At 71.6% G+C, this 23,793-nt stretch carries 18 protein-coding genes; 7 read left to right on the top strand and 11 right to left on the bottom strand.

Features of this window, described 5'->3' with window-relative positions; genetic code table 11:
- Nucleotides 1-191: 191 nt before the first annotated feature.
- Both ACIBST_RS35880 and ACIBST_RS35885 read right to left on the bottom strand, forming a co-directional pair.
- Nucleotides 192-782 (bottom strand): DUF5998 family protein, encoded by a 591-nt coding sequence (locus tag ACIBST_RS35880; RefSeq protein ID WP_352323634.1) that lies wholly within the window; start codon nt 780-782, stop codon nt 192-194.
- Nucleotides 783-878: 96 nt separating this feature from the next.
- The gene (locus ACIBST_RS35885) at nt 879-3,548 is read right to left on the bottom strand and encodes a GNAT family N-acetyltransferase (RefSeq protein ID WP_397178026.1); all 2,670 of its coding nucleotides are present in this window, start codon (nt 3,546-3,548) and stop codon (nt 879-881) included.
- Nucleotides 3,549-3,715: 167 nt separating this feature from the next.
- Here ACIBST_RS35885 and ACIBST_RS35890 point away from each other — a divergent pair, with 167 nt between their 5' ends.
- On the top strand, nt 3,716-4,609 hold the full coding sequence (locus ACIBST_RS35890; RefSeq protein ID WP_352323632.1) for a sugar kinase: 894 nt from the start codon (nt 3,716-3,718) through the stop codon (nt 4,607-4,609).
- Between the two features lie 51 nt (nt 4,610-4,660).
- Here ACIBST_RS35890 and ACIBST_RS35895 read toward each other — a convergent pair whose 3' ends face one another.
- A complete protein-coding gene (locus tag ACIBST_RS35895) occupies nt 4,661-6,748 on the bottom strand; it encodes a RecQ family ATP-dependent DNA helicase (protein WP_397178027.1) in 2,088 nt (695 codons plus the stop codon).
- A gap of 137 nt (nt 6,749-6,885) precedes the next feature.
- On the opposite strand from ACIBST_RS35895, the gene ACIBST_RS35900 reads away from it, so the two are divergent.
- Nucleotides 6,886-7,710, top strand: coding sequence for a hypothetical protein (locus ACIBST_RS35900; RefSeq protein WP_397178028.1), 825 nt, complete (start codon nt 6,886-6,888; stop codon nt 7,708-7,710).
- Here the strand turns inward: ACIBST_RS35900 and ACIBST_RS35905 are convergent.
- Nucleotides 7,700-8,536 (bottom strand): TauD/TfdA dioxygenase family protein, encoded by an 837-nt coding sequence (locus tag ACIBST_RS35905; protein ID WP_397178029.1) that lies wholly within the window; start codon nt 8,534-8,536, stop codon nt 7,700-7,702. The two genes, ACIBST_RS35900 and ACIBST_RS35905, sit on opposite strands and share 11 nt — an antisense overlap.
- Nucleotides 8,537-8,668: 132 nt before the next feature.
- Here ACIBST_RS35905 and ACIBST_RS35910 point away from each other — a divergent pair, with 132 nt between their 5' ends.
- Nucleotides 8,669-11,161: a DNA topoisomerase (ATP-hydrolyzing) subunit A gene (locus ACIBST_RS35910; RefSeq protein WP_397178030.1), complete on the top strand. Its 2,493-nt coding sequence runs from the start codon at nt 8,669-8,671 to the stop codon at nt 11,159-11,161.
- Between the two features lie 48 nt (nt 11,162-11,209).
- Here the strand turns inward: ACIBST_RS35910 and ACIBST_RS35915 are convergent, their stop codons facing one another.
- Nucleotides 11,210-11,581, bottom strand: a complete 372-nt coding sequence (locus ACIBST_RS35915) for a VOC family protein (RefSeq protein ID WP_397178031.1) — start codon at nt 11,579-11,581, stop codon at nt 11,210-11,212.
- 51 nt (nt 11,582-11,632) lie between these two features.
- Between ACIBST_RS35915 and ACIBST_RS35920 the strand changes: the two genes are divergently transcribed.
- Nucleotides 11,633-12,199, top strand: coding sequence for a thioredoxin family protein (locus tag ACIBST_RS35920; RefSeq protein ID WP_397178032.1), 567 nt, complete (start codon nt 11,633-11,635; stop codon nt 12,197-12,199).
- A 28-nt stretch (nt 12,200-12,227) separates the two neighbouring features.
- Here the strand turns inward: ACIBST_RS35920 and ACIBST_RS35925 are convergent, their stop codons facing one another.
- The gene (locus tag ACIBST_RS35925) at nt 12,228-12,548 is read right to left on the bottom strand and encodes a hypothetical protein (RefSeq protein WP_352357718.1); all 321 of its coding nucleotides are present in this window, start codon (nt 12,546-12,548) and stop codon (nt 12,228-12,230) included.
- Nucleotides 12,549-12,687: 139 nt separating this feature from the next.
- On the opposite strand from ACIBST_RS35925, the gene ACIBST_RS35930 reads away from it, so the two are divergent.
- Nucleotides 12,688-13,182: a beta-class carbonic anhydrase gene (locus ACIBST_RS35930; RefSeq protein WP_397178033.1), complete on the top strand. Its 495-nt coding sequence runs from the start codon at nt 12,688-12,690 to the stop codon at nt 13,180-13,182.
- Here ACIBST_RS35930 and ACIBST_RS35935 read toward each other — a convergent pair.
- From ACIBST_RS35935 to ACIBST_RS35945, 3 genes are all read right to left on the bottom strand, one after another.
- Nucleotides 13,163-14,179, bottom strand: coding sequence for a cytochrome d ubiquinol oxidase subunit II (locus tag ACIBST_RS35935; protein ID WP_397178034.1), 1,017 nt, complete (start codon nt 14,177-14,179; stop codon nt 13,163-13,165). The two genes, ACIBST_RS35930 and ACIBST_RS35935, sit on opposite strands and share 20 nt — an antisense overlap.
- A gap of 2 nt (nt 14,180-14,181) precedes the next feature.
- Nucleotides 14,182-15,537 carry a cytochrome ubiquinol oxidase subunit I gene (locus ACIBST_RS35940; protein WP_397178035.1) on the bottom strand — a complete coding sequence of 452 codons (1,356 nt, stop codon included), beginning with the start codon at nt 15,535-15,537 and terminating at the stop codon, nt 14,182-14,184.
- A 1,565-nt stretch (nt 15,538-17,102) separates the two neighbouring features.
- Nucleotides 17,103-19,169, bottom strand: coding sequence for a type IIA DNA topoisomerase subunit B (locus ACIBST_RS35945; protein WP_397178036.1), 2,067 nt, complete (start codon nt 19,167-19,169; stop codon nt 17,103-17,105).
- Nucleotides 19,170-19,416: 247 nt separating this feature from the next.
- On the opposite strand from ACIBST_RS35945, the gene ACIBST_RS35950 reads away from it, so the two are divergent.
- A complete protein-coding gene (locus ACIBST_RS35950) occupies nt 19,417-19,647 on the top strand; it encodes a hypothetical protein (RefSeq protein ID WP_125639804.1) in 231 nt (76 codons plus the stop codon).
- Between the two features lie 773 nt (nt 19,648-20,420).
- Here the strand turns inward: ACIBST_RS35950 and ACIBST_RS35955 are convergent.
- Nucleotides 20,421-21,122 (bottom strand): GNAT family N-acetyltransferase, encoded by a 702-nt coding sequence (locus tag ACIBST_RS35955; protein WP_397178037.1) that lies wholly within the window; start codon nt 21,120-21,122, stop codon nt 20,421-20,423.
- A gap of 60 nt (nt 21,123-21,182) precedes the next feature.
- Between ACIBST_RS35955 and ACIBST_RS35960 the strand changes: the two genes are divergently transcribed.
- A complete protein-coding gene (locus ACIBST_RS35960) occupies nt 21,183-21,929 on the top strand; it encodes a YaaA family protein (RefSeq protein ID WP_397178038.1) in 747 nt (248 codons plus the stop codon).
- Nucleotides 21,930-22,002: 73 nt separating this feature from the next.
- On the opposite strand, the gene ACIBST_RS35965 is transcribed toward ACIBST_RS35960, so the two are convergent.
- Nucleotides 22,003-23,667 carry an RNA polymerase sigma factor gene (locus ACIBST_RS35965; protein ID WP_397178039.1) on the bottom strand — a complete coding sequence of 555 codons (1,665 nt, stop codon included), beginning with the start codon at nt 23,665-23,667 and terminating at the stop codon, nt 22,003-22,005.
- Nucleotides 23,668-23,793: the final 126 nt, after the last annotated feature.

The following is a 23,793-nucleotide window of genomic DNA, read 5'->3' on the forward strand; positions in this document are numbered from 1 at the left end:
TGGCCGGGCGGCGGCCCTGACGGTGACCGGGGGCGGTCAGGCTGCGGCCGTGACGACCGGGGGCGGTCAGGCTGCGGCCGTGACGACCGGGGGCGGTCAGGCTGCGGCCGTGACGACCGGGGGTGGTCAGGCTGCGGCCCTGGCGGTGACCGGGGCGGCCGGGTGGTGCGCCGAGCGGCGGGTCGTCGGGGTCAGGCGGCGGCTCGGGCGGTGGCCTCGGACAGTGCCTTGGCGAAGGCCAGCACGTGGGTGACCGCCTCAGGGCCGTCGGCCGCCTCGCTGACCCGCAGCGACAGGTCGTCGGCCGTGATCGCGCCGGTGTAGCCGTGGTCGGCGTCGCAGTTCTCGTCGCCGCAGGTGGCCGGCTCAAGGTCGACGTGGGAGATCGCGCCCCAGCCGATGGTGAGGGTGACCTCCGTGGGCGGGACGCCCGGCACGTAGGAGGCAGGGTCGGGCACCACGCGGGTGACGGCCACCGACTGCACGCGGCTCAGCCGGACCGCCTCGGTGGTCGTGGACGCGTGGGAGGCCGAGACGCCCTCGACCGCCGGGTGCTCGTCGGTGTGGCAGACCAGCAGCCTCGTCGTCGACAGCACCAGGACGGTGACGTGCCTGCGAACCTCCATGGCGGGATCGAAGGTGGCCTCGTGGTGGACCACGAACGCGGTCACGGCCTCCTTGCCCAGCGCGGATTCGACCGCATCGGTGACGAGGTCGGGGTAGTAGCCGCTGCGCTCGATCGCTTCACGCAGGCCCGCGGCTGAGACTCGGGTTTCCCTCATGCCTCCATCCTGCCAGGGCCGCGCAGTGCACTCACCCGCCAGACATAACGCTCTATGAACGTCTTTGTCTAGACATGAACGACATTGTGCGTGCGGTCAGGAGAGCCGTCTCGGGCCGCCGTCCAGGCGTGGTCCCGCCGGGGTGCGCAGGGTGGCGCGGGCGCCCAGGATCAGCACCTCCGACTCGCCCACCAGCACCTGGTCGAGGTCGAGCCGGGCCACCTGCGGCAGGTCGTTGGCCAGGCGGCCCACCCGTACGAGCAGCTCCTCCAGGGCGGGGACGGCGACGGGCGGGTAGCCGTACTGGCCGAACAGCAGCGGGGCGGCGCGTACGGAACGCACCAGGGCGGCGGCGTCCTCGCCGGTCAGCGGGGCCAGCCGGAAGCCCTGGTCGAGCAGCAGGCGGGCGGTCACCTCGCCGAGCCCGAACGAGACCACCGGCCCGAACGCGCGGTCCTCGACGACCCCCACGACGGTGGGCACGGCCGGCTGCGGCGCCATGCGCTGCACGGCCAGCTCGACCCGCTCGCCGAGCTGGTCGGCGAACTCGGCGTAGGCGTGGCGCACCATCTCGGGGCCGGTGAGCCCCAGGCGTACGGTGCCCGCGCGGCGCGAGGCCCCCGGGTCGGCCACCTTGAGCACCACGGGCCAGCCGAGCCGTTCGGCGGCGGCCACGGCCTCCTCGGGCGAGCGAACGACCTCGGCGGGCCAGACGGTCAGCCCGTAGGAGGACAGCAGCTCGGTGGCGTCGATCTCGACCGGCGGGCCCGGCTCGGCGAACCCGCCCGGCTCCTCCCCCGCCGGGGCCGGGGCGCCGGACAGCGCGGCCAGCACCAGCTCGCGGGCGCGGGCGGTGTCGAGGCCGTCGAGCTCGGGCGGCGGCACGGCCGGATGCGCCCGCCAGGTGGCGTACCGCACCACGTGGGCCAGGGCCCTGACCGCCTCCTCCGGCGCCGCGTACGACGGGATGGAGCCCCGCGCGGGCGTGCCGCCGGAGGAGCCGGGCACGCGCAGCGACGGGTGCATGCCGAGGTGCCCGCGGAACGTGGCCAGCACCGGCTTGGCGGACTCCCGCGAGACGCGCAGCAGCTCGGCCGCCACCTCGTCCGACTCGCCGGGGATCGGCGGCATGTAGATCACGACGGCCGCGTCGACCTCGTCGGCGGCCAGCTCGCCGGCGAGCGCCGCGCCGAACTCGGCCGGCCCGGCCGCGGCGCCCAGGTTGACCGGCGGGCGCGGTTCGAGGCCGGCCGCCAGGCAGGAGTCGGCGGCCAGCAGGCCAAGCGCGTCGGAGTTGGTCACCAGCGCGACCCTGGGCCCGGCGGGCAGCGGCTGGTAGGCCAGGAGCTGGCCCACGTCGAAGAGCTGGATGAGGTCGTCGACCCTGATCAGGCCGGCCTGGGCGAACAGGGAGCTGATCGCGGAGTCGGGCAGCCCGAGCTCCTCGGCCGAGTGGCCGGCCGGGGTGCCGCCGCTCTTGACCACCACGATCGGCTTGTTGCGCGCGATGCGCCTGGCCAGCCGGGTGAACTTGCGCGGGTTTCCCAGCGACTCCAGGTAGAGCAGGATGACCTCGGTCGCGGCGTCCTCCTCCCAGTACTGCAGGAGGTCGTTGCCCGAGACGTCGGCGCGGTTGCCGGCCGAGACGAACGACGAGATGCCCATGCCGCGCTGGGCCACGCGCTGGAGCAGCGCGGTGCCGAGCGCGCCGGACTGGCTGAAGAAGCCCACCCGGCCGCGGCCCGGCACGGTGGCGGCCAGCGTGGCGTTGAGCTTGACGGCCGGGTCGGTGTTGGCGATGCCCAGGCAGTTGGGGCCGACCACGCGCAGGCCGTAGGAGCGGGCGATGCGGGCCAGCTCGTCCTGCCGGGCGCGGCCGGACGCGCCGGTCTCGCCGAACCCGGAGGAGACCACGACCAGCCCGTGGACGCCCTTCTCCGCGCACTCCTTGACCACGTCGAGGACGCCCTCGGCGGGCACGGCCACGACCGCGAGATCGACCTCGCCGTCGATCTCGGTCACGCTGGGGTAGGCCCGCACGCCCGCCACGGCCCGCACCTGCCGGTGGACGGGGTAGACCGGGCCGGTGAAGTCGGCCGCCAGCAGGTTGCGCAGGACGGTCTGGCCGACGCCGCCGGGCTCGCGCGAGGCGCCGATGACCGCGACCGAGCCGGGGGCCAGCAGGCGCGCGATCGAGCGCGACTCGGCCCGGTGCTCGCGCGAGGTCGTCACCTCCGCCGAGGTCTCGGTCGGGGTCAGGTCGAGGGTCATGCGGACGACGCCGTCGGCGAACTGGCTCTGGGCGGTGTAGCCGGCCTGCCGCAGGACGCCCATCATCTTCATGTTGGCGGGCAGCACGTCGGCGACGAACCGCTCGATGCCGCGCTCGCGGGCCGTGGCCGCCAGGTGCTCCAGCAGGACGGAGGCCACGCCCCTGCCCTGGTGGGCGTCCTCGACCAGGAAGGCGACCTCGGCCTCGCCCGGCTCGGTGCGGTCGTAGCGGATGACCGCGACCATCTCGGCGCCGATGGTGGCGATGAGGGCCACGCGGTTGACGTAGTCGACGTTGGTGAAGCGCTCGACGTCGCGGTCGGACAGCCGGGGCCGGGGGCCGAAGAACCGGAAATAGATCGACTCGGCCGACAGACGGGAGTAGAAAGCACGGAGACGGTCGGCGTCGGCGGGCCTGATGGGGCGCACGTGCGCGGTGCCCCCGTCGGCCAGGACGACGTCGGCCTCCCAGTGAGCCGGATACTGTGCCTCCACGCCACGAGCGTAAACCCGCATCCCACATGCCAAGACCGGCGGGCCTCTTGGGCAACGCTTGTGCATCGACTGCTGCCCGGTGTCCGGGGTCAGCCCCACGAACAGCCCGGAAGCTGTTAGTTTTGCCGTGGCCAGGGTCGTTCTGAAGGCAGCAAGGTGGTGGCATCATGACGCGGGTCGTCGTGGTGGGCGATCTCATGACCGACGCGGTCGCACGCGCCCGTTACGCGCTCGCCAGGGCGAGTGACACGCCCGCGATCGTGACGATGCACGGCGGCGGCTCCGGCGCCAACATCGCCTCGTGGCTCGCCGTCGAGGGCGCGGAGGTGGCCTTCATCGGCCGCCGGGGCGCCGACATCACCGGCCGCAACCGCGACATGGAGCTGATGGGCTACGGCGTCGACGCCCGGCTCGTCATGGACCCCGAGCGGCCCACCGGCACCTGCGTGGTGCTCGTCACGCACAAGGGCGAGCGCACGATGCTCTCCGACCCGGGCGCCAACGCCGCCCTGTCCCCCGAAGACCTGCCGCGCGACCTGTTCGCCTCGGGCGCCCACCTGCATCTGTCGGGCTACACGCTGGTCAACGAGGGCTCGCGCGACGCCGGTCTGGCGGCGCTCGACATGGCGCGCCGCACGGGCATGTCGATCTCGGTCGACTGCGCCTCCTCCGCGCCGCTGGAGCGCACGGGCGCCGAGCCGTTCCTCGAATGGACCAACGGCGCGAAGCTGCTGTTCGCCAACATCGACCAGGCCAAGGTGCTGACCGGCCGCGACGACGCCGAGGCCGCCGCCAAGGTGCTCACCGCGTGGTTCCCGCAGGTCGTCATCAAGATGAACGCCGAGGGCGCGCTGTGGTTCAGCAACGGCCGCCCCGACCCGGTCCGGGTGGCCGCCGAGCCGGTCGACAAGATCGTCGACGGCACGGGCGCGGGTGACGCGTTCTCGGCCGGGTTCCTGCCGCCGTGGCTGGCCGGCAAGCCGCCGGCCGAGTCGCTGGCCGCCGGGTGCCGGCTCGCCGCCAAGGCCATCATGCACCTGGGCGCGCGCCCGCCGTTCTGACCCGCTCCCCGGCCGGGCTTCCCTGCCCCGGCCGGGACGCCTACCGGCCGGTCAGGACGTGGTGGCCAGCGCGAGCGGCAGCACCGCCGGCGCGCCCGCGTGCCGGATCAGGGCCGCCGCCAGGGTCATCGTCCAGCCCGTGTCCACGCGGTCGTCGACCAGCAGCACCGGGCCGCCGCACTGGGCGATGGCCGCGCCGAGCTCTTTCGGCATCGCCAGCGTGCCCCTGATCGCCTGGACGCGCTTGGCGCTGTTGAACTGCCGGCCGGGCGACCCCGCCCGGTAGCCCAGCTCGCCCAGGTAGGTCAGCCGGCCGACCTGCGCCAGCCGTTCGGCGAAGCCGCGCACGAGCTGCGGGCGCGTCGCCGACGGCACGTTGACCACGGCCACCGGCCGCTCCTGCCAGCTCCACGCCGACAACACCTGGACGACGGCCTTGAACATGTCGTCGGCCATCGGCCCGTCGGCTCCGGCCAGCAGCTCGCGCAGCCGGTTGCCCCAGCCGATGTCGGTCAGCCGGCCGAGCGCGCGGCCCGGCTCCGCGCCGAGCTCGGGCTTGATCCTGCCGGACAGGTCGGCCAGGCCGGTGGGCCACTGCCGGCGCGCCTCGATCTCGACGCCGGGCCTGCTCAGGCGTTCGCGGGCGGTCTCGACGGCCTGGGCGGCGATCTCCGGCGAGCGGTGGCGGCCGGTGCAGTTGTCGCAGCGGCCGCAGGGCGTGGCGGTGTCGTCGTCGAGGTGCCTGCGCAGGTACTGCTCGCGGCACTCCTCGGTGGTCAGGTAGCGCAGCATGGCGTCCTGCTCGGCCTTGCGCTCGGCGGCGATGCGGGCGTAGCGCTCGGTGTCGTAGGCCCAGGGCTCGCCGGTCGACTCCCAGCCGCCCTTGACCCGGCGCACGGCGCCGTCGACGTCGAGGACCTTGAGCATCATCTCCAGACGGCTGCGGCTCAGGTCGACGGCGGTCTCCAGGGCCTGGGTGGACATCACGCCGCCCTGTTCGAGCGCCTGGAGCGTGGCGCGCACGACGGGCTCGGGCGGGAAGGCCAGGGAGGTGAAGTAGGCCCAGATCTCGCGGTCTTCCGTGCCGGGCAGCAGGATGACCTCGGCCCGCTCGACGCCGCGCCCGGCCCGGCCGACCTGCTGGTAGTAGGCGACGGGCGACTGCGGCGCGCCGACGTGCACGACGAAGCCCAGGTCGGGCTTGTCGAACCCCATGCCGAGCGCGCTCGTGGCGACCAGCGCCTTGATCTTGTTGTTGAGCAGCGCCTCCTCCGCGGCCAGCCGCTCGGCCGGGTCGGTCTGGCCGGAGTAGGCGGCCACCTCGTGGCCCTGCTCGCGCAGGTAGCCGGCGATCTCGTGGGCGGCGGCGACGGTGAGCGTGTAGACGATGCCGGAGCCCGGCAGCTCGCGCAGGGTCTGGGCCAGCCAGGCCAGGCGCTGCTCGGCCGAGGGCAGCTTGACGACGCTCAGGTGGAGGCTCTCGCGCTCCAGCGGGCCGCGCAGCACGAACGTGCCCTCGCCCATCTGCTCGGCGACGTCGCGGGTGACGCGGGCGTTGGCCGTGGCGGTGGTGGCCAGCACCGGGATGCCGGGCGGCAGCTCGTCGAACAGGGTGGCGAGCCGGCGGTAGTCGGGCCGGAAGTCGTGGCCCCAGTCGGAGATGCAGTGGGCCTCGTCGACGACCACGAGCCCGGCGCTCTCGGCCAGCTCGGGCAGCACGTTGTCGCGGAAGTCGGGGTTGTTGAGCCGCTCGGGGCTGACCAGCAGCACGTCGACCATGCCCTCGGCGACCTGGCCGTAGATCTCCTCCCACGCCTCGGGGTTGGCGGAGTTGATGGTGACGGCCCTGATCCCGGCGCGCTCGGCGGCGGCGATCTGGTTGCGCATGAGGGCGAGCAGCGGCGAGACGATGACCGTGGGGCCCTCGCCGAGCTCGCGCAGCAGGGCGGTGGCCACGAAGTAGACGGCGGACTTGCCCCAGCCGGTGCGCTGCACGACGAGGACCCTGCGCCGGTCGAGCACGAGCGCCTCGATGGCGGACCACTGGTCGTCTCGCAGCCGGGCGTGGTCGCCGGCCAGGGCTCGCAGCCGCTCCTCGGCCTCTTCGCGCAGCATCGCCGCGTCGGGGGCTTCAATCATGTCCCCCTTATTACCAGCTTCCACCGACGGAACAGGCCGATCGCGCGTCCCGGCCCGCGTTGGCCCGTCGTACGGAACCGGGCGGCCGGGCGGGACGTTGAGCAGTCGTCAAGCGCTTTCGCCCCCCAGGAGGGCTGATGACGGGGCTTGTCCACACCCCGGTCGGACCGGCGGCGCGTCGCCGGAGGAACACGAAAGATCACTTCGAGATGATGGCCCGGGTGGTGCTGGCCGTCCTGATCCTCACCACGGCGGGCTGCGCCGGGACCGACGTGAAGGCGTCCTACCACCCCGCCTTCCTGCCGGTGAAGCTGGAGTGGGGCAGCGACGGCAGGGTGCAGGTCTCGGGGGAGACCTCGCTGGTCACGCCGGTCGGCGTCTTCTCGATCGGCGCCGCGTACAACCTGCCCGAGGCCGACGACGACGCCTTCTACGTGATCGTCCGCGACGCCCGCAGGAGCCCCGACAGGCCGGACGTGGCGGGGTTCGACCACATCTACAAGGTCAACAGCGGTTCCGGCGAGTTCATGGCCGTGGTGAACGGCACGGCCGTCATCCAGGTCGTCCGCCGTCAGGTGCTCATCGACGTGACCAACGGCACCGTGCAGACCGTCGAGTTCAAGAACGCCGAGGCCACCGTCAAGGAGCGGTCGGCGGGCATCGGGGAGCGCTGGCAGGAGTACTGGGACACCTCCTTCTACTCCCCCATGGCGCTGTCGAGGTGGGCCTACGACGACTCCACGATGTCGAGCTGGTTCGGCCTGGGCTTCCTGTGGTTCCTGGCGCGCCTCGCGCTGGCGATCGTGCTCGGGGTGGTGGACGTGCTCCTCCTGGTCGGCTGCACGCTCGCCGCCGTGGCCTACGTGCTGGCCGGCCCGACCGGGCGCAACATCGTCTACGGCGTGGAGGCGCTGCTGCTCCTGTTCTTCGCCCTGTCGGGCTGGGTCTCGCTCAAGCTGTGAGGCGCTCCTCGTCCGCGTGCTCGGGGAAGGCGTTGATCGTGACGCGGTGCATGCGGCGGCGTTCGGTGTAGTCGGCGACCGCGTAGTGCTGGGTGGGCCGGTTGTCCCAGAAGGCCAGCGTGCCGGGACGCCAGTTCAGCCTGCACTGGTACTCGGGCGAGCGGATGTGGTCGATGAGCAGCGGCAGCAGGGCCTCGTTCTCGCGGTCGGTCAGCCCCACCAGGCGGGTGGTGGAGGCGCGGTTGACGAACAGGGCCTTGCGCCCGGTCTCGGCGTGCACGCGGACCACCGGGCGCTCTATCGGCGGCCATTTGGCCTGGATCTCGGCCAGGTCGAACGGGTGCCCCTTGGAGATCGCCTTCTTCATCGACATCGTGATGTCGTGCACGGCGGTCAGCTCGTCGCACAGCCGCTGGATCGACGGCGACAGCGTCTCGTAGGCCAGGTAGGTGTTGGCCCAGCAGGTGTCGCCGCCCACGCTCGGCAGTTGCATGCAGCGCAGCAGCGAGCCCATCGGCGGCGTGGGCTCGAAGGTGTTGTCGCTGTGCCATTCGTCCCCGCCCTCGCCCTTCGGGGAGGTCTGGTCGAGGACGTGGATCGGGCTGCCGGAGTCCTTCTTGAACGCCGGATGGTTGAGCGTGCCGAAGTTGAGCGCGAACTGCAGGTGCTGCTCGTCGTCGATGTGCTGGTCGCGGAAGAACAGCACCAGGTGCCGCAGCCATCCCTCGCGCAGGGTCGCGACGTCTTCCGGGGAGAGGGGTTTGCGCAGATCGACCCCGGTGACCTCGGCGCCGATGTGCTTGGTCACGGGTTGGAACTCGATCATGGCGAAGCCTCCGGAGGCGGGGGGACGGGGTCCTCGCCTCCGACGGTAAGACCCAAGCAATTGCTTGGTCAAGACCGGGGCGGCGCGCCGACGAGTCGCGGGCACCCGAGTCTCTTCGGCACAATGTTCGACATGGCCCGACGTACGACTGCACCCCCGCCTGAGGACTTCGAGGAGCGGATCGTCGACATCGACGTCTCCTCCGAGATGCGCAAGAGCTATCTCGAGTACGCCTACTCGGTGATCTACCAGCGGGCTCTGCCCGACGCGCGCGACGGCCTCAAACCGGTGCAGCGGCGCATCCTCTACTCCATGAGCGAGATGGGGCTGCGTCCCGACCGCGGCCACGTCAAGTCCTCGCGCGTCGTCGGCGACGTCATGGGCAAGCTCCACCCCCATGGCGACAGCGCCATCTACGACGCCCTCGTGCGCCTGGCGCAGCCGTTCTCGATGCGCCTGCCGCTGGTCGACGGCCACGGCAACTTCGGCTCCCCCGACGACCTGCCGGCCGCCATGCGGTACACCGAGGCCAGGCTGGCCCCGGCGGCGATGCTCATGGTGGAGTCGCTCGACGAGGACACCGTCAACTTCAAGCCCAACTACGACGGCCAGGAGACCGAGCCCACGGTCATGCCGTCGGCGTTCCCCAACCTGCTGGTCAACGGCACCACCGGCATCGCGGTCGGCATGGCGACCAACATGGCGCCGCACAACCTCGCCGAGGTCGTGGCCGCCGCCCGCCACCTGATCAAGAAGCCCGACGCCACGCTCGACGAGCTGATGAAGTTCGTGCCCGGCCCCGACCTGCCGACCGGCGGCTCGATCATCGGGCTCCAGGGCGTGCGCGACGCCTACGAGACCGGGCGCGGCACGTTCCGCATGCGGGCCAGGTGCGCCGTCGAGCAGATCACGCCGCGCCGCAAGGGCATCATCGTCACCGAGCTGCCCTACAACGTCGGCCCCGAGCGCGTGGTCACCAAGATCAAGGAGCTGGTGACCAGCAAGAAGCTCCAGGGCATCGCCGACCTGAAGGACCTCACCGACCGGCACAAGGGCCTGCGCCTGGTCATCGAGATCAAGAACGGCTTCATCCCCGAGGCCGTCCTGGAGGAGCTCTACCGGCTCACGCCGATGGAGGAGACCTTCGGCATCAACAACGTCGCCCTGGTCGACGGCGAGCCGCGCACGCTCGGCCTGCGCGAGCTGCTCCAGGTCTACGTCGACCACCGGCTGGAGGTCGTGCGGCGCAGGTCCGAGTACCGCCGGCGCAAGCGCGAGGAGCGCCTGCACCTGGTCGACGGCCTGATCATCGCGCTGCTCAACATCGACGAGGTCATCCAGGTCATCCGCTCCTCCGACGACTCGGCGCAGGCCCGCGCCCGGTTGATGGAGGTCTTCGACCTGACCGAGATCCAGGCCGCCTACATCCTCGACACGCCGCTGCGCCGGCTGACCAGGTTCGACAAGCTGGAGCTCGACAGCGAGAAGGAGACGCTGAGCGCGGAGATCGCGGCGCTCACCGAGATCCTGTCCTCGGAGGCGAAGCTGCGGCAGGTGGTCTCGGGCGAGCTGGCCGAGGTGGCCAAGAAGTACGCCACGCCGCGCCGTACCGTGCTGCTGGAGGCGCCGGGCGTGGCCCGCACGCCGGTGGTGTCGCTCCAGGTGGCCGACGACCCGTGCTGGGCGCTGCTGTCCTCCACGGGGCTGCTGGCCCGCACCTCCGACGCGGCTCCGCTGGCGGGCGAGGGCGACCGTTCGGCGCACGACGTGCTGGTGTCGGTGGCGCGCACGTCCGTACGCGGCGAGGTGGGCGTGGTGACGTCGTTCGGGCGGTTGATCCGGGTCCAGGTCGTCGACCTGCCGACGCTGCCGCCCTCGGCCAACCCGCCGACGTTGTCGGGCGGCCATCCGGTCTCCGAGTTCGTCTCGCTGCAGCCCGACGAGAAGGTCGTGGGCCTCGGCTCGCTCGACCCCGACAGCCCCGGGCTGGCGATCGGCACGGCACAAGGCGTGGTCAAGCGGGTGGTGCCCGACTACCCGGCCAACCGCGACGACTTCGAAGTCATCACCCTCAAGGACGGCGACACCGTGGTGGGCGCCGCCGAGCTCGACTCCGAGGACCACGACCTGGTCTTCATCTCCTCCGACGCCCAGCTCCTGCGTTACCCGGCCTCGCTGGTGCGCCCCCAGGGGCGTCCGGCCGGCGGCATGGCCGGCATCCGGCTCGACGACGGCGCCCGGGTGATCTGGTTCGGCGTGGTCGACCCCTCGCGTCCGGCGCAGGTGGTCACCGTGGCCGGGTCCTCGACGGCGCTGCCGGGCACGCAGGTCGGGGGCGGCAAGGTCTCCGACTACGCCGAGTTCCCGTCCAAGGGCCGGGCCACCGGCGGCGTGCGGGCCCAGCGGTTCCTGAAGGGCGAGGACGAGCTGCTGCTCGCCTGGGCCGGCCCCGCGCCCGCCAAGGCCGTGTCGGCGGTGGGCAAGCCGGTGCCGCTGCCGGAGGAGATCGGCCGCCGCGACGGCTCCGGCGTGCGGCTGACGCACACCATCGGCGCCGTCGGCGGCGCCCTGGCCGCGGGCCCCGAGCCCGGCGCGGCGCCGCCGGCGGCGGCCGAGGAGGAGTGATCGCCGGCTGACCGCAGGCCCGTCCCGCCCGCGCGGGACGGGCCTGCGTCAGTCGCGGCAGAGGCAGAACGTGTGGCCGGCGGGGTCGAGGAAGACCCGGAAGCTGTCGTCCTCGCTCGGCTGCCGCTCGTGCTTGGTCGCGCCGATCTCCAGCACCTGCCGCTCGGCCTTGTCCAGGTCGGTGACGGTGACGTCGATGTGGAGCTGCTGCGGCCGGTCGCCCTCAGGCCAGGTCGGCGGCCGGTGGCCGGGCACGCGCTGGAAGGCCAGGCGCTTGGGCGAGCCGCCGTCCTCGACGACCACCCAGTCGTCGTCGTACGTGACGGGCCAGCCGAGCAGGCGCGAGTAGAATTCGGCGAGCGCCCGCGGCTCCGGGCAGTCGAGGACCGTCGTGCGGAACTCCGCGATGCCGGCCATCATTCACCTCCTGGACTTGTTTCGCCGGCGTCCCGGCCGACGAGAATGAGGGTCATGGCTGCCAATTCGTTCATGGTTCCCCTGGGCTCCCCCGCGCCCTCCTTCGACCTCACCGCCATCGACGGCGGCAGCGTCTCGCTCGCGGACCTCAAGGGCTCCCCCGCCACGCTCGTGGTCTTCCTGTCCAACCACTGCCCCTACGTACGGCACATCGAGACGGGCCTCGGCACGCTGGCCGCGGGCTACGGCTCCAGGCTGTCGGTGGTGGGCATCTGCAGCAACGACAGCGTGAACTACCCCGACGATGATCCCACACACCTGGCCGAACAGGCCCGGCGCGCGAGGTTCCCGTTCCCGTACCTGCTGGACGACACCCAGGACGTCGCCAAGGCCTACCGCGCGGCCTGCACGCCCGACTTCTTCCTCTACGACGGCGACCTGCGGCTCGTCTACCGGGGCGAGTTCGACGGCTCGCGTCCGGGCAACTCAATCCCGGTGACCGGCTCCTCGCTGCGGGCGGCGGTCGACGCGCTGCTCGCGGGCGATCCCGTCCCGGCCGAGCAGCGCGCCTCGATCGGCTGCGGCATCAAGTGGCGGCCGGGGAACGAGCCCACGGCCTGAACAGGGCCTGACCGCAGCCTGAACACGGTCAGGCGGAGGCGGCGGCCTCGATGGCGGCGGGCAGGGCGAGCAGGAGTTCGTGGGGCTCGCCGCCGGTCCACGACCGGATCAGCCGGACCCCGGCCTCGCCCGGGTCGAACTCCTCACAGCCGAGCGGCCCGTAGCAGCCCGCCTGGTCGAGCATGAGGATGATGGGGTCGTCCTCGGGCAGGCCGGCGGCGTACGCGGCGGTGTCGAGCAGGGCCAGCGCGCATCTGGCGTTGCGCCCGTCGTCGTTGGACTCCACACGGTCGAGGCGGCGCCGGGCCTGAGCGCGGAGATACGCGGCGAGCGATTCGGACCTACTCACGACTGACCTTCTTCGACGACGTACAGATGGTGACGACATCATCACTCAAGGTGAGTGAATTTCGTGGGACCTTCGGGAACTCGCGCCAGTCGCCACCCCGGAAAGCATCATCTTTGGGACGTGAGGGAAGATCTGAGGCATGACTGCGTTCGACGACCTGTATGCCGCCAACGCGAAGTACGCCAAGGACTTCGGCGATTCCGGGCTCACCGGCCGGGCAGCCCGCGGGCTTGCCGTGGTGACCTGCATGGACTCCCGCATCGACCCACTGGGCCTGCTGGGCCTGCAGCCCGGCGACGCCAAGATCCTGCGCAACGCGGGCGCGCGGGTCACCGACGACGTGCTGCGCACGCTGGTGCTGGCCGTGTACCTGCTCGGCGTCGAGCGCGTCCTGGTCATGCCGCACACCGACTGCGGGATGACCAAGGTGACGGACGCCGACGTGCACGACCTGACCAGCGCCCGCGGGGTGGACACGCGCAGCCTGGAGTTCCACACCGTCCCCGACCAGGGCGAGGCGCTGCGCCACGACCTCACCCGGATCCGCACGACCCCGTTCCTGCCCGACGGCATGCCGGTGACGGGCGCGATCTACGACGTCCGCACGGGCCTGCTCACGCCGGTCGGCGACTGACCTCGTCGCGCTCGCGCTGGAAGGTGGCGTACAACCACCACAACGACGGGACCAGCAGCACCGCGCCGACGGCCAGCGACCCGAGGCTGGCCCCCAGCACCGCGTCGGTGGCCGCGGCCTGGTCGAGGGTGAGGCCGGGGAGCAGCACGGGGTACTGCCCCACGCCCCAGCCCCACAGCAGCCCGGTCACGGCCAGCGCGGCGCTGAGGCGTACCGCCAGATAGGCCCGCCGCCACAGCAGCACCAGCGAGGCCAGCCCGGCCAGCGCCGACAGCGTCAGCAGCGGCAGGGCGCGGCCGGTGGTCAGCTCGGCGAACAGGGCGGGCGCGTCGGCGCGCAGCACGAGCAGGCTCACCGCCGCCAGCACGCCGACCACCGCCCCGCAGCCCAGCGCCCGCCGCCGGAACTCCTCGGCCAGGTCCTCCTGGCCGCCGCGCTGGGCGTCGCGGGTCAGGTAGACGGCGGCCAGGTACGCGGCCGTGCCCACGCCCAGCGCGCCGACCGCCATCGACGTGGGGTTGACCCAGCTCCCGACCAGGTCGCCCTTGGCGACGCCGGGCGGCACCCGGCCGGAGGCGATGCCGCCCGCCGCGGCGCCGAGGAAGAACGGGGTCACCACCGAGGAGAAGGCGAAGGTCGCGCCGAACAGCCGCCGCTGCCACAGCCGCGAGGAGACCTTGCGGAACGCGAACGCCGCGCCGCGCCCGATCACGCCCAGCGCCACCAGGGTGAGCGGGATGTAGAGAGTGGAGGCGACCGAGGCGAACACCGACGGCACGCCGGTCCAGGCCAGCACGATCACGAAGATCAACCACACGTGGTTGGCCTCCCAGACCGGGCCGATGGAGTGCTCCACCAGGTCCCGCCGCCGCCGGCCGCGCTCGGCGCCGCCGGCCAGCAGGTCCCACACGCCGCCGCCGAAGTCGGCGCCCCCGAACAGGACGTACGCCGTCAGCCCGACCCACAGGACGGCCAGCATGATCTGCGGCAGCGGCATCGTCACACGACCTTGTAGCCGGTGACGTCGGGCTCCTGCGGCGCCAGCGGCACCGGCACGTCGCGGGACAGTCGGCGCATCACGTACACGGTGGCCACGGTCAGGGCCACGTAGACGGCCGTGACCAGCGCGAACCCGTACACCAGGCCCGGCGCGGGGTTGACCGCCTGCGCCGTGCGCATCACCCGGAACACGATCCACGGCTGGCGTCCGACCTCGGTGACCACCCAGCCGCTCTCCAGCGCCAGCACGGCCGCCACGCCCGACAGCGCGGCGGCGCGCAGGAACCACGGCGACTCCGGCAGGTCACGCCGCCGTTTCCAGGACACCGCGAGGCAGGCCCCGAGCAGCAGCAGCCCGAAGCCCAGCAGCACCATGATCTGAAACGCCCAGTGGACCATGTTGACCGGCGGCCGATCGGCGGGCGGCACCTGCTCCAGGCCGGTGATCTCCGCGTGCGGGTTCCAGTGGGCCAGCAGGGACAGGCCGTAGGGGATCTCCAGGGCGTACCTCAGCTCGCCGTCCACCGCGATGCCGCCCAGGTGCAGCGGCACGCCGCGGCCCGTGCGGAACACGCCCTCCATGGCGGCCAGCTTGACCGGCTGGTACTCGGCCACGAAGTGCGCGGCCCAGTCGCCGACGCCGATCTGCACGGGCGTGACGGCCGCCGCGACCGTGAGCGGCAGCAGCAGGCCCAGCCGGTGGTAGCGGTCGCGGCGGCCGCGCAGCATGGCGACCGCGTACACGCCGGCCATCAGGAACCCGGCCACCATGAACGCCGCCAGGATCATGTGGACCGTCTGGGGCGGCGTGGCCCGGTTGAACATCGCCGCCCACGGATCGACGGCCACGATCCGGCCGCCCGCGACCTCGTACCCGGTGGGCTGCTGCATCCAGGCGTTGGCGGCGACCACGAAGAACGCGCTGGCCACCCCCGCCACCACGATCGGGATCCCGGCCAGCAGGTGCGGGACGGGCCGCAGGCGGTCCCAGGCGTACAGGTAGATGCCGAGGAAGATGGCCTCGACGAAGAACGCGATGCCCTCCAGCGAGAACGGCAGGCCGATGACCTCGCCGTACACGCCCATCATGCCCGGCCACAGGATGCCCATCTCGAACGACAGGATCGTCCCCGAGACCGCGCCGACCGCGAACAGCACCCCGAGCGCCCTGGCCCAGCGGCGCGCCAGCAACCGGTAGTTGTTGTCGCCGGTGCGATGGCCCCGCCACTCGGCGAGCAGGGTGATGGCGGGCAGGCCGACGCCGAGGCAGGCGATGATGATGTGCCAGCCGAGCGACAACGCCATCTGCATGCGCGCCGCCCCCAGATCCACCGCCGCCCCCGCGGTCACCCCCATCGCCGTCCCTCTCCCTGCCCATGGGCCTTGAACTTCGTGGGGGATCTGGCAGGACTCGTCCCTGGGTGACCCACGAAACGGCTGCGTCCCGCCCGTACCCCTTCGACCCGTTGATGACACTACGTAGCTGGCGCTTACCGTCCCGATACAGGGCTCCAGGACCCCCCTACCTCGCTCCCCAGTCTTGCCACGCTTCACCGACCCGTTGTCGCCCGGCCTGCAACCACTGCCCTTCGCAGCCCGAGCCTCATGTCGACACCCCATCCGCCCCCTCACAGCCCTCGGCCGTCTCCCGCACCTCTGCGTTCTTCCACCCTGCCGCGCCGCCACGAACCCGGAAGCCCGCCAGCAAGCCCATCAACCCCGCTAGCAGGCCCCAGGAGGCTCCAGAACCCCTTTGAGCGCCCAGGCGCCGACCGCGGCCAGAACGCCCCCATCTGAGGCCCTGAGAGCCTTGAGGCCGGTACCGGTCCGGCGTGGGACCGCTCGCGGAAGCTCCTAAATGCTCCAAGCGCGACATGCAGTTACAAGTGGGCCCACTATGATGACCGGCCCCACGTCCATCACTGGCACACCGAAGGAGCGCAGGTTACGGGTGATGGCTGGTCCCGACACCCGGACAACGGACTCGACGTAGGTCATGAACGGGCCCGAGCGCCCCACACCCGCTGCTCACCTCGGCGGCGGCACAGGGGACCTAGGCGCGCTGCAAAAGCCCTCCCAACCGGCTGAACGGTCGGTGCCCTGCGAGACGGAGGTGCCTAGGGAGAGACCACGTGCGAGAGAGCGCGCCACCGCAAGCCCCTCAACGTCTCAGGACCGGCGTGCCACCAGGACGGACCCTCGGGTGGCGGCAGCGAAGGGCCCTTTCCGACCGGTGGCAGGGCCTTAACGTCCGAGCCGCCGGGATTGCCGAGCGGCCCATCGCCCAACCGAACACGCAGCGCCCGCACATCCGCCGAGAGGCACGCGCCGCCCCCCCATGAAGGCTTGCTCAAGCCAGCCCCGCGCCATCCGCCGGCAACGCCGCACTCTTCGGGCCAGAAGCCCAGATGCCGGGGTGCCGTTCCCAGGCCCTAGGTGTCCCCCTGAGCCGGATGCCGCCCTGAGCCCGATGCCGTCCTGAATCCGGCGTTCTTCTCGCCCCGGCGTCACCCTGACTCGATGCCGTCCCGAATCCGATGTCCTCGTGAATCCGGCGTCAGCGGGCTCGATCCGCCCCAAGTCCGGCAGCCTCCCCACTCGAAGGCGCCCTGGTCCGATGGCGCCGATGTCACCTTGACCCCAGGGTCGAATTGAGGCGCGGCGACGTGCCGTTCGGCGGCCCCTGAAGCCCGGCCAGCGCACAGCCCGATGACACGGGACTCATCTTGCGGCCGAGGACACATGGGAGGCCATTGCGGAACCCAAGGTCACGTTGAGACCGGTGGCTTCCTACCGGCGAGGTCCGACGCCGAGGGCGTGCGCGCGAGGTTCCGAGCCCCTTGGGCCCGAGACCTTTCTTGAGCCAGGTGTCGCCGAAACCCGGGGTTCAGGCATACGACCCCGGGTGGGCGCCGCCAGGCTCAGGCGTCGATGTGGTCGCGGTCGACCTCGGCCGCGCTGCTGACGATGAACTCCCGTCGCGGCGCCACGTCGCTCCCCATCAGCAGGCTGAAGATGGACTCGGCCCCCTCGGCGTCCTCGATGCGCACCCGGCGCAGCACCCGGTGCCGCGGGTCCATCGTGGTCTCGGCGAGCTGGTCGGCGTCCATCTCCCCCAGGCCCTTGTACCGCTGCACCGGGTCCTTCCAGCGCTTGCCCCGCCGCTCCAGGTCGCGCAGGACCTTCTGCAGCTCGGCGTCGGAGTAGCAGTAGATGTACTTCTCCTTGCCGCGCCCGGGGTTGGTGAGCTCGATGCGGTGCAGCGGCGGCACGGCCGCGAACACCCGGCCGGCCTCCACCATCGGCCGCATGTAGCGGTGGAACAGGGTGAGCAGCAGGCAGCGGATGTGCGCGCCGTCGACGTCGGCGTCAGCCATGAGGATGACCTTGCCGTAGCGGGCCGCCTCGATGTCGAACGAACGCCCCGACCCGGCCCCCACCACCTGGATGATCGCGGCGCACTCGGCGTTCTTGAGCATGTCGCTCACGGACGCCTTCTGCACGTTGAGAATCTTGCCGCGGATCGGCAGCAGCGCCTGGAACTCGGAGTCACGGGCCAGCTTGGCCGTGCCGAGCGCGGAGTCGCCCTCGACGATGAACAGCTCGCTGCGGTCGACGGCGTCGCTGCGGCAGTCGACCAGCTTGGCGGGCAGCGCGGAGTTCTCCAGAGCGCTCTTGCGCCGCTGGTTGTCGCGGTGCTCGCGGGCCGCGATGCGGGCCTTGGCGGCGGCGACGATCTTCTCCAGCACGGCGCGCAGCGGCTGCTTGAACCCGCGCGGCGGGTTGGCGAACAGCTCCTTGAGCTCGCGCGAGACCACGTGGGAGACGATGCGGGTGGCCGCGGAGGTGCCGAGCACCTCCTTGGTCTGCCCCTCGAACTGCGGCTCGGGCACCCGGACGGTGACCACGCCGGTCAGCCCCTCGGAGATGTCCTCCTTGTTGACCGGGTCGTCGCCGCTCTTCAGCAGCCTGGTCTCGCGCAGCAGCTCGTTGATCGTACGGACCAGGCCGCGCTCGAAACCGGTCAGGTGCGTGCCGCCCTTGGGCGTGGCGATCACGTTGACGAACGAGCGCACGGTCGACTCGTAACCCTTGCCCCACCGGACCGCCACGTCGACGGTGAGCTCGCGCTGCACCTCGGTGGGCGTCATGTGGCCCTGGTCGTCGAGGACCGGCACGGTCTCGTGGAAGTGGCCCACGCCCTGCAGCCGCAGCACCTCGCAGACGGGCTCGTCGCGGGCCAGGAACTCGGTGAACTCGGAGATGCCGCCGTCGAAGCGGAACTCCTCGCCGGTGCGCTCCTCGCCCCTGCTGTCGAAGACCGCCAGGGTCAGGCCGGGCACCAGGAACGCGGTCTGCCGCAGGCGCACGTGGATCTCATCGAGCGAGACCTCGGCGTCGGGCAGGAAGATCTGCTTGTCGGCCCAGAAGCGCACACGGGTGCCCGTGACGTTCTTAGGCAGGTTGCCGCCGATCCGCAGTCCGGACTTCTTCTTGAACTTGGCCGTGGGCCCGTCGCCGTCGAAGACGCCGGGCACGCCGCGCCTGAAGCTGATCTCGTGGACCCGCCCGTCGAGGTCGACCTCGACGTCGAGCCGCGAGGACAGGGCGTTGACCACGGAGGCGCCCACGCCGTGGAGGCCGCCGGAGGCGCCGTAGGAGCCGCTGCCGAACTTGCCGCCGGCATGAAGCTTTGTGTAGACGAGCTCGACGCCGGCCAGGCCGGTCTTGGGGTGGATGTCAACGGGGATGCCGCGGCCGTTGTCCCGCACCTCGATGGAGCCGTCGGCGTAGAGCTCGACCTCGATGCGGTCGCAGTGGCCGGCCAGGGCCTCGTCGACGCCGTTGTCCACGATCTCCCAGAGGCAGTGCATGAGCCCGCGGCTGTCGGTGGACCCGATGTACATGCCCGGCCGCTTGCGTACGGCCTCGAGGCCCTCAAGCACCGACAGGTGACGAGCTGTGTAACCCGCCTCCACTACCGTCACTCTTGCTCCCCTGGTCTAAGCATCGAACACGTGTGCGCAGCCTACCGTTCTTCCCTCAGGCGCGCGTACAAGCTTGCCATGGCGACACGTTTGCCGTTACCAACCGGCTGATCACCATTACTTTCGGACACATTCTGCTCTGGGCGTAGCGAGGCGGAGGTTGGGAACGTCCACGTCCGGTTAGATGTTGTCTCAAGTGACTGACGCCAGATCCTCGCTTCGGCGGGGGTGACCCGAAAGGCGATACGTGACTGGAGCTCTCGCCCCCGTTAAGCCGCTGACGGCCCTCGACCGCTGCGACCGCTGCGGCGCCCAGGCCTACATTCGCGCGACCCTGCCTGTTGGTGGGGAGCTGCTGTTCTGCGCCCACCATGGGCGTCAGCACGTCGCAGCGCTGCGCGAAAAGGGCGCCGACATCCTGGACGAGTCGGCTCGCCTCAGCGAAACCCCGTCAATGAACCCCAACGACGACCGCTGACGCGTTCGTTGTGATCACATAACCACATATTGCACGACCAGTTCGGCGATCCCGGCACACCACGCCGGGGTCGCCGTTCTGCGTTCCCACCCGCGCAGGCGGTTGTCCAGGAGACACGCAGGCGGTGGCGGGGGCACACGCAGGGGCTTGCTTAGGGGTCGCGCAGGCGATGGCTGGGCTCACAACGTAGGTGTGGGCTGGCGTCACACACAGGCGTGGGCTGGGGTCCCACACAGGCGTGGGCTGGGGTCATACGCAAGCGGCGACCCAAGCCCTCGCCCGTCGTACACCGGCCCTCCGCACGGTGGTCAGAGGGCCGCCGCGCGCCGCAGTCGCAACCCTTCGCACGCGGCACGGTTCAGGCTGCGCACACCCCTTGGTCAAGACCGAGGGCATCCAGTGGCCGGATCGCACAGGCGGTGGACCAGGGCCGCATGCAAGAGAGGGCTACGCCGTGCCCCCCGTGCACAGGCACTCCGCACGGGGTGGGGGACCCGAGGAGCGCCGGAGTCCCATCCTCCGCACGCGACGCCGTTCAGGCCGCGCACGCCCTTGGTCCAGGCCGAGGGCAGGCAGTGGCCGGGGTGCCCAGGCGGTGGCCGAGGCCGTGTGCAGGCAAGGGCTGGGGCGCGCAGGCGGTGGTCCAGGTCCTGTGCAGGCTAGGGCCAGGCTGTGCTCCCGTACACCAGCCGGCCGCACGGGGTCAGGGGGCCGCGCGCCGATGTCTCGACCCTCCGCATGCGGTGTGGTTCAGGGCGTTCGTACGGCCTGGGTCAAGGTGTGCGGACGCGGTAGTGGTATCGGCCTATGGTTTCGAAACCCTCGGCGCGGTACAGGGCCTGAGCCCCGTGGTTGGGCTCGGTGGTGACCAGGTACGCGTTCTTCGCCCCGGCGTGCCTGGTCAGGGCGCGCAGCACCGTACGGGCCAGCCCGCGTCGCCGGGCCCGTGGCAACGTCGCCATGCAGAAGACGCCCGCCGTGTCCCCCTGCGGCACGAGCCGGCCGACCGCGACCGGCACGCCGTCCTCCTCGACGGCCCCGTACCAGGCGGGCACGCCGGTGCAGATGCGGGCGGCCTCCGCCAGGCCGGCGCCGTACCGGCCGTCCACGGACCACCAGGTCTCCAGCCATTCCGGCCACGGACGGTCCTCGATCCGCACCGGGCCGCCCGGCTCGGCCGACGGCGATCCGGCCATGATGACCGTCGGGTCGACCAGCTCGTACCCTCTGCGGGCCAGCTCGGCGTCCAGCCCGGCCCAGGCGCCGGGGCCGACGGAGAAGGCGCAGCTCTGTCCCCGCTCGCCGTAGAACGCCTCGGCGGCGCCGATCGCGGCGTCCAGGTCGGCGGGGGCGTTCAGGGCGAGCACCGAGTTCGCCCGTTTGGTCACGCCGCCGGCGCAACGCAACACCCAGCCGTCGTGGACACGCTGCTCGTAGGCCGGCCACGCCTGGTGCACCAGCAGGTCGACGTTCATCCGCGCAGCCTAGCCGACCAGCGCGAACACCCTCTGACCGGCCCGTTAGGGTGTGGGGTTGTGCTGATTCTGCTGCCGCCGTCCGAGGGAAAGGCCGCCGAGGGGAGCGGTCCGCCGCTCGGCGAGCTGTCCTTCCCCAAGCTCGACCGTGCCCGCAAGCGGGTCGTGACCGCGCTCATCCGGGCCTCCAAGCGCCGCGACGCCGCGCAGGTGCTCGGGCTGACGCCCGGTCTGGCGGGCGAGGCGGCCAAGAACACGGCGTTGCGGACCGCCCCCACCCTTCCCGCCGCCGACCTCTACACCGGCGTCCTGTACGACAACCTCGGCCTGAACACCCTGGACGAGGCCGCCAGGGCCAGGGCGGAGGAGTCCGTGCTGATCTTCTCGGGCCTGTGGGGCGTGTTGCGCGTCTCCGACCGGGTGCCCCCGTACCGCCTGTCGATGGGCGTCAGCCTGCCGCCGCTGGGCGGCCTGGCCGCCTACTGGCGCACGCACCTGGCCAAGGAGCTGGACCGGATGCCGGGGCTGGTGGTGGACCTGCGCTCGGCCACGTACGCGGGGGCGTGGCAGCCCGGCGACCGGTCGGTGTCGGTACGCGTCTTCCGCGACGGCAAGGTCGTCAGCCACATGGCCAAGGCCACCCGGGGCGAGATCGCCCGCGTCCTGCTCCAGCAGGAGGAGGCCCCCGGCACGCCCGGCGAGCTGGCCAAGACCCTCGGCAACCTGGGCTGGACGGTCGATCTCGCCGAGCCCGCGCGGGCGAACCGCCCCTGGCTCCTCGACGTGCACGTCACCGACCCGGCCTGAGGCGGGGCCACCTCCGGAAACGGCGATCGCCCCGCCCGGAGGGTTCCGGACGGGGCGATCGACGAGGTGGCTCCTAGTCCAGGTAGTCGCGCAGGACCTGGGACCGGGACGGGTGACGCAGCTTGGACATGGTCTTCGACTCGATCTGGCGGATGCGCTCACGGGTGACCCCGTAAACCTTGCCGATCTCGTCGAGCGTCTTCGGCTGCCCGTCGGTGAGGCCGAACCGCATGGACACGACGCCCGCCTCCCGCTCCGACAGCGTGTCGAGAACGGAGTGCAGCTGCTCCTGCAGCAGCGTGAAGCTGACGGCGTCGGCCGGCACGATGGCCTCGGAGTCCTCGATGAGGTCACCGAACTCGCTGTCGCCCTCCTCACCCAGCGGGGTGTGGAGGGAGATGGGCTCGCGGCCGTACTTCTGGACCTCGACGACCTTCTCGGGCGTCATGTCCAGCTCGCGGGCCAGCTCTTCCGGCGTGGGCTCGCGGCCGAGGTCCTGCAGCATCTGCCGCTGGACGCGGGCCAGCTTGTTGATCACTTCGACCATGTGGACCGGGATGCGGATGGTCCGCGCCTGGTCGGCCATGGCACGCGTGATCGCCTGCCGGATCCACCACGTGGCGTAGGTGGAGAACTTGTAGCCCTTGGTGTAGTCGAACTTCTCCACGGCCCTGATCAGGCCGAGGTTGCCCTCCTGGATCAGGTCGAGGAACAGCATGCCGCGCCCGGTGTAGCGCTTGGCCAGCGAGACCACGAGCCGGAGGTTGGCCTCCAGCAGGTGGTTCTTGGCCCGGCGGCCGTCTTCGGCGATCCATTCGAGCTCGGCCCGGACGTCGACCGGCAGGCTCTCGGTCTCGCCGCCGCCGAGCTGCTCCTCGGCGAACAGACCCGCCTCGATGCGCTTGGCCAGCTCGACCTCCTGCTCGGCGTTGAGCAGGGGGACCTTGCCGATCTGCTTGAGGTAGTCCTTCACCGGGTCGGCGGTGGCGCCGGCGGCGGCCACCTGGGCGACCGGGGCGTCGTCGTCGTCGTCGGACAGGATGAGGACCTCGTCCTCGGTCTTGTCCGCGGTGACGGCGGCGACGTCGGCGGCCTTGGGCTCGTCGTCGGACTCGTCGTCGGAGTCGGAGTCACCCTCGGAGTCGGCGTCGTCCTCGGCCACGATGTCGTCGACCTCGAGGTCCTCAAGGTCCTCAAGCTCCACGTCGCCGTCGAGCTCGAGATCGTCGTCGTCGTCCGCGTCGGTCGCCTTGAGGCCCTCGGGTGCCTTCGGCTTGGTCTCGGCAGGCCCAGCGCTGACTTCTGGCTTGGCCTTCTTGGCGGCGGCCGGAGCCGCCTTCTTCGGAGCGGGAGCGGCCTTCTTGGCCGGAGCCGGCTTCTTGGCGGCCGGCTCGGCCTCAGCGGCGCCCACGACCGCGGTCACGGTCTCGGGCTGCTGCTCTTTGGCGGCCGCTGCCGTCTTGGTCTTGACGGGGGCAGCGGTGCGGCGCTTTGCTGGACCACGAGACTTCTTCGGCGCAGCCGAATCCGCGGCGGTCACCACCACGGTCACGCCCTCTTTGCTGAGGTTCCGCAAGAACGCGGCGGCGTGCGACATGGGGATGTCCGCCTCCTCGAAGGCCTGACGGACATCCTCAGACTCGAGGAAACCCTGCGAGCGCCCACGCTCGAGCAGTCGCTGAATGACGGGCTCGTTCAGCTCTTGTGGCTTCGAGCGAGTCGAACTTGCAGGCGACACGAACACCTCTCGAACGAACGCGTGGCGACAATGGACCCAGATGCCCGCTGGGGGCTGTTGCCTCTCTCGGAGATCGGTGAGGCCGTGCGAAGCGCGACGGACCTGACACAGCATTGTGGCACGACC

Source organism: Nonomuraea sp. NPDC049684, assembly GCF_044465345.1.
Lineage (GTDB): Bacteria > Actinomycetota > Actinomycetes > Streptosporangiales > Streptosporangiaceae > Nonomuraea.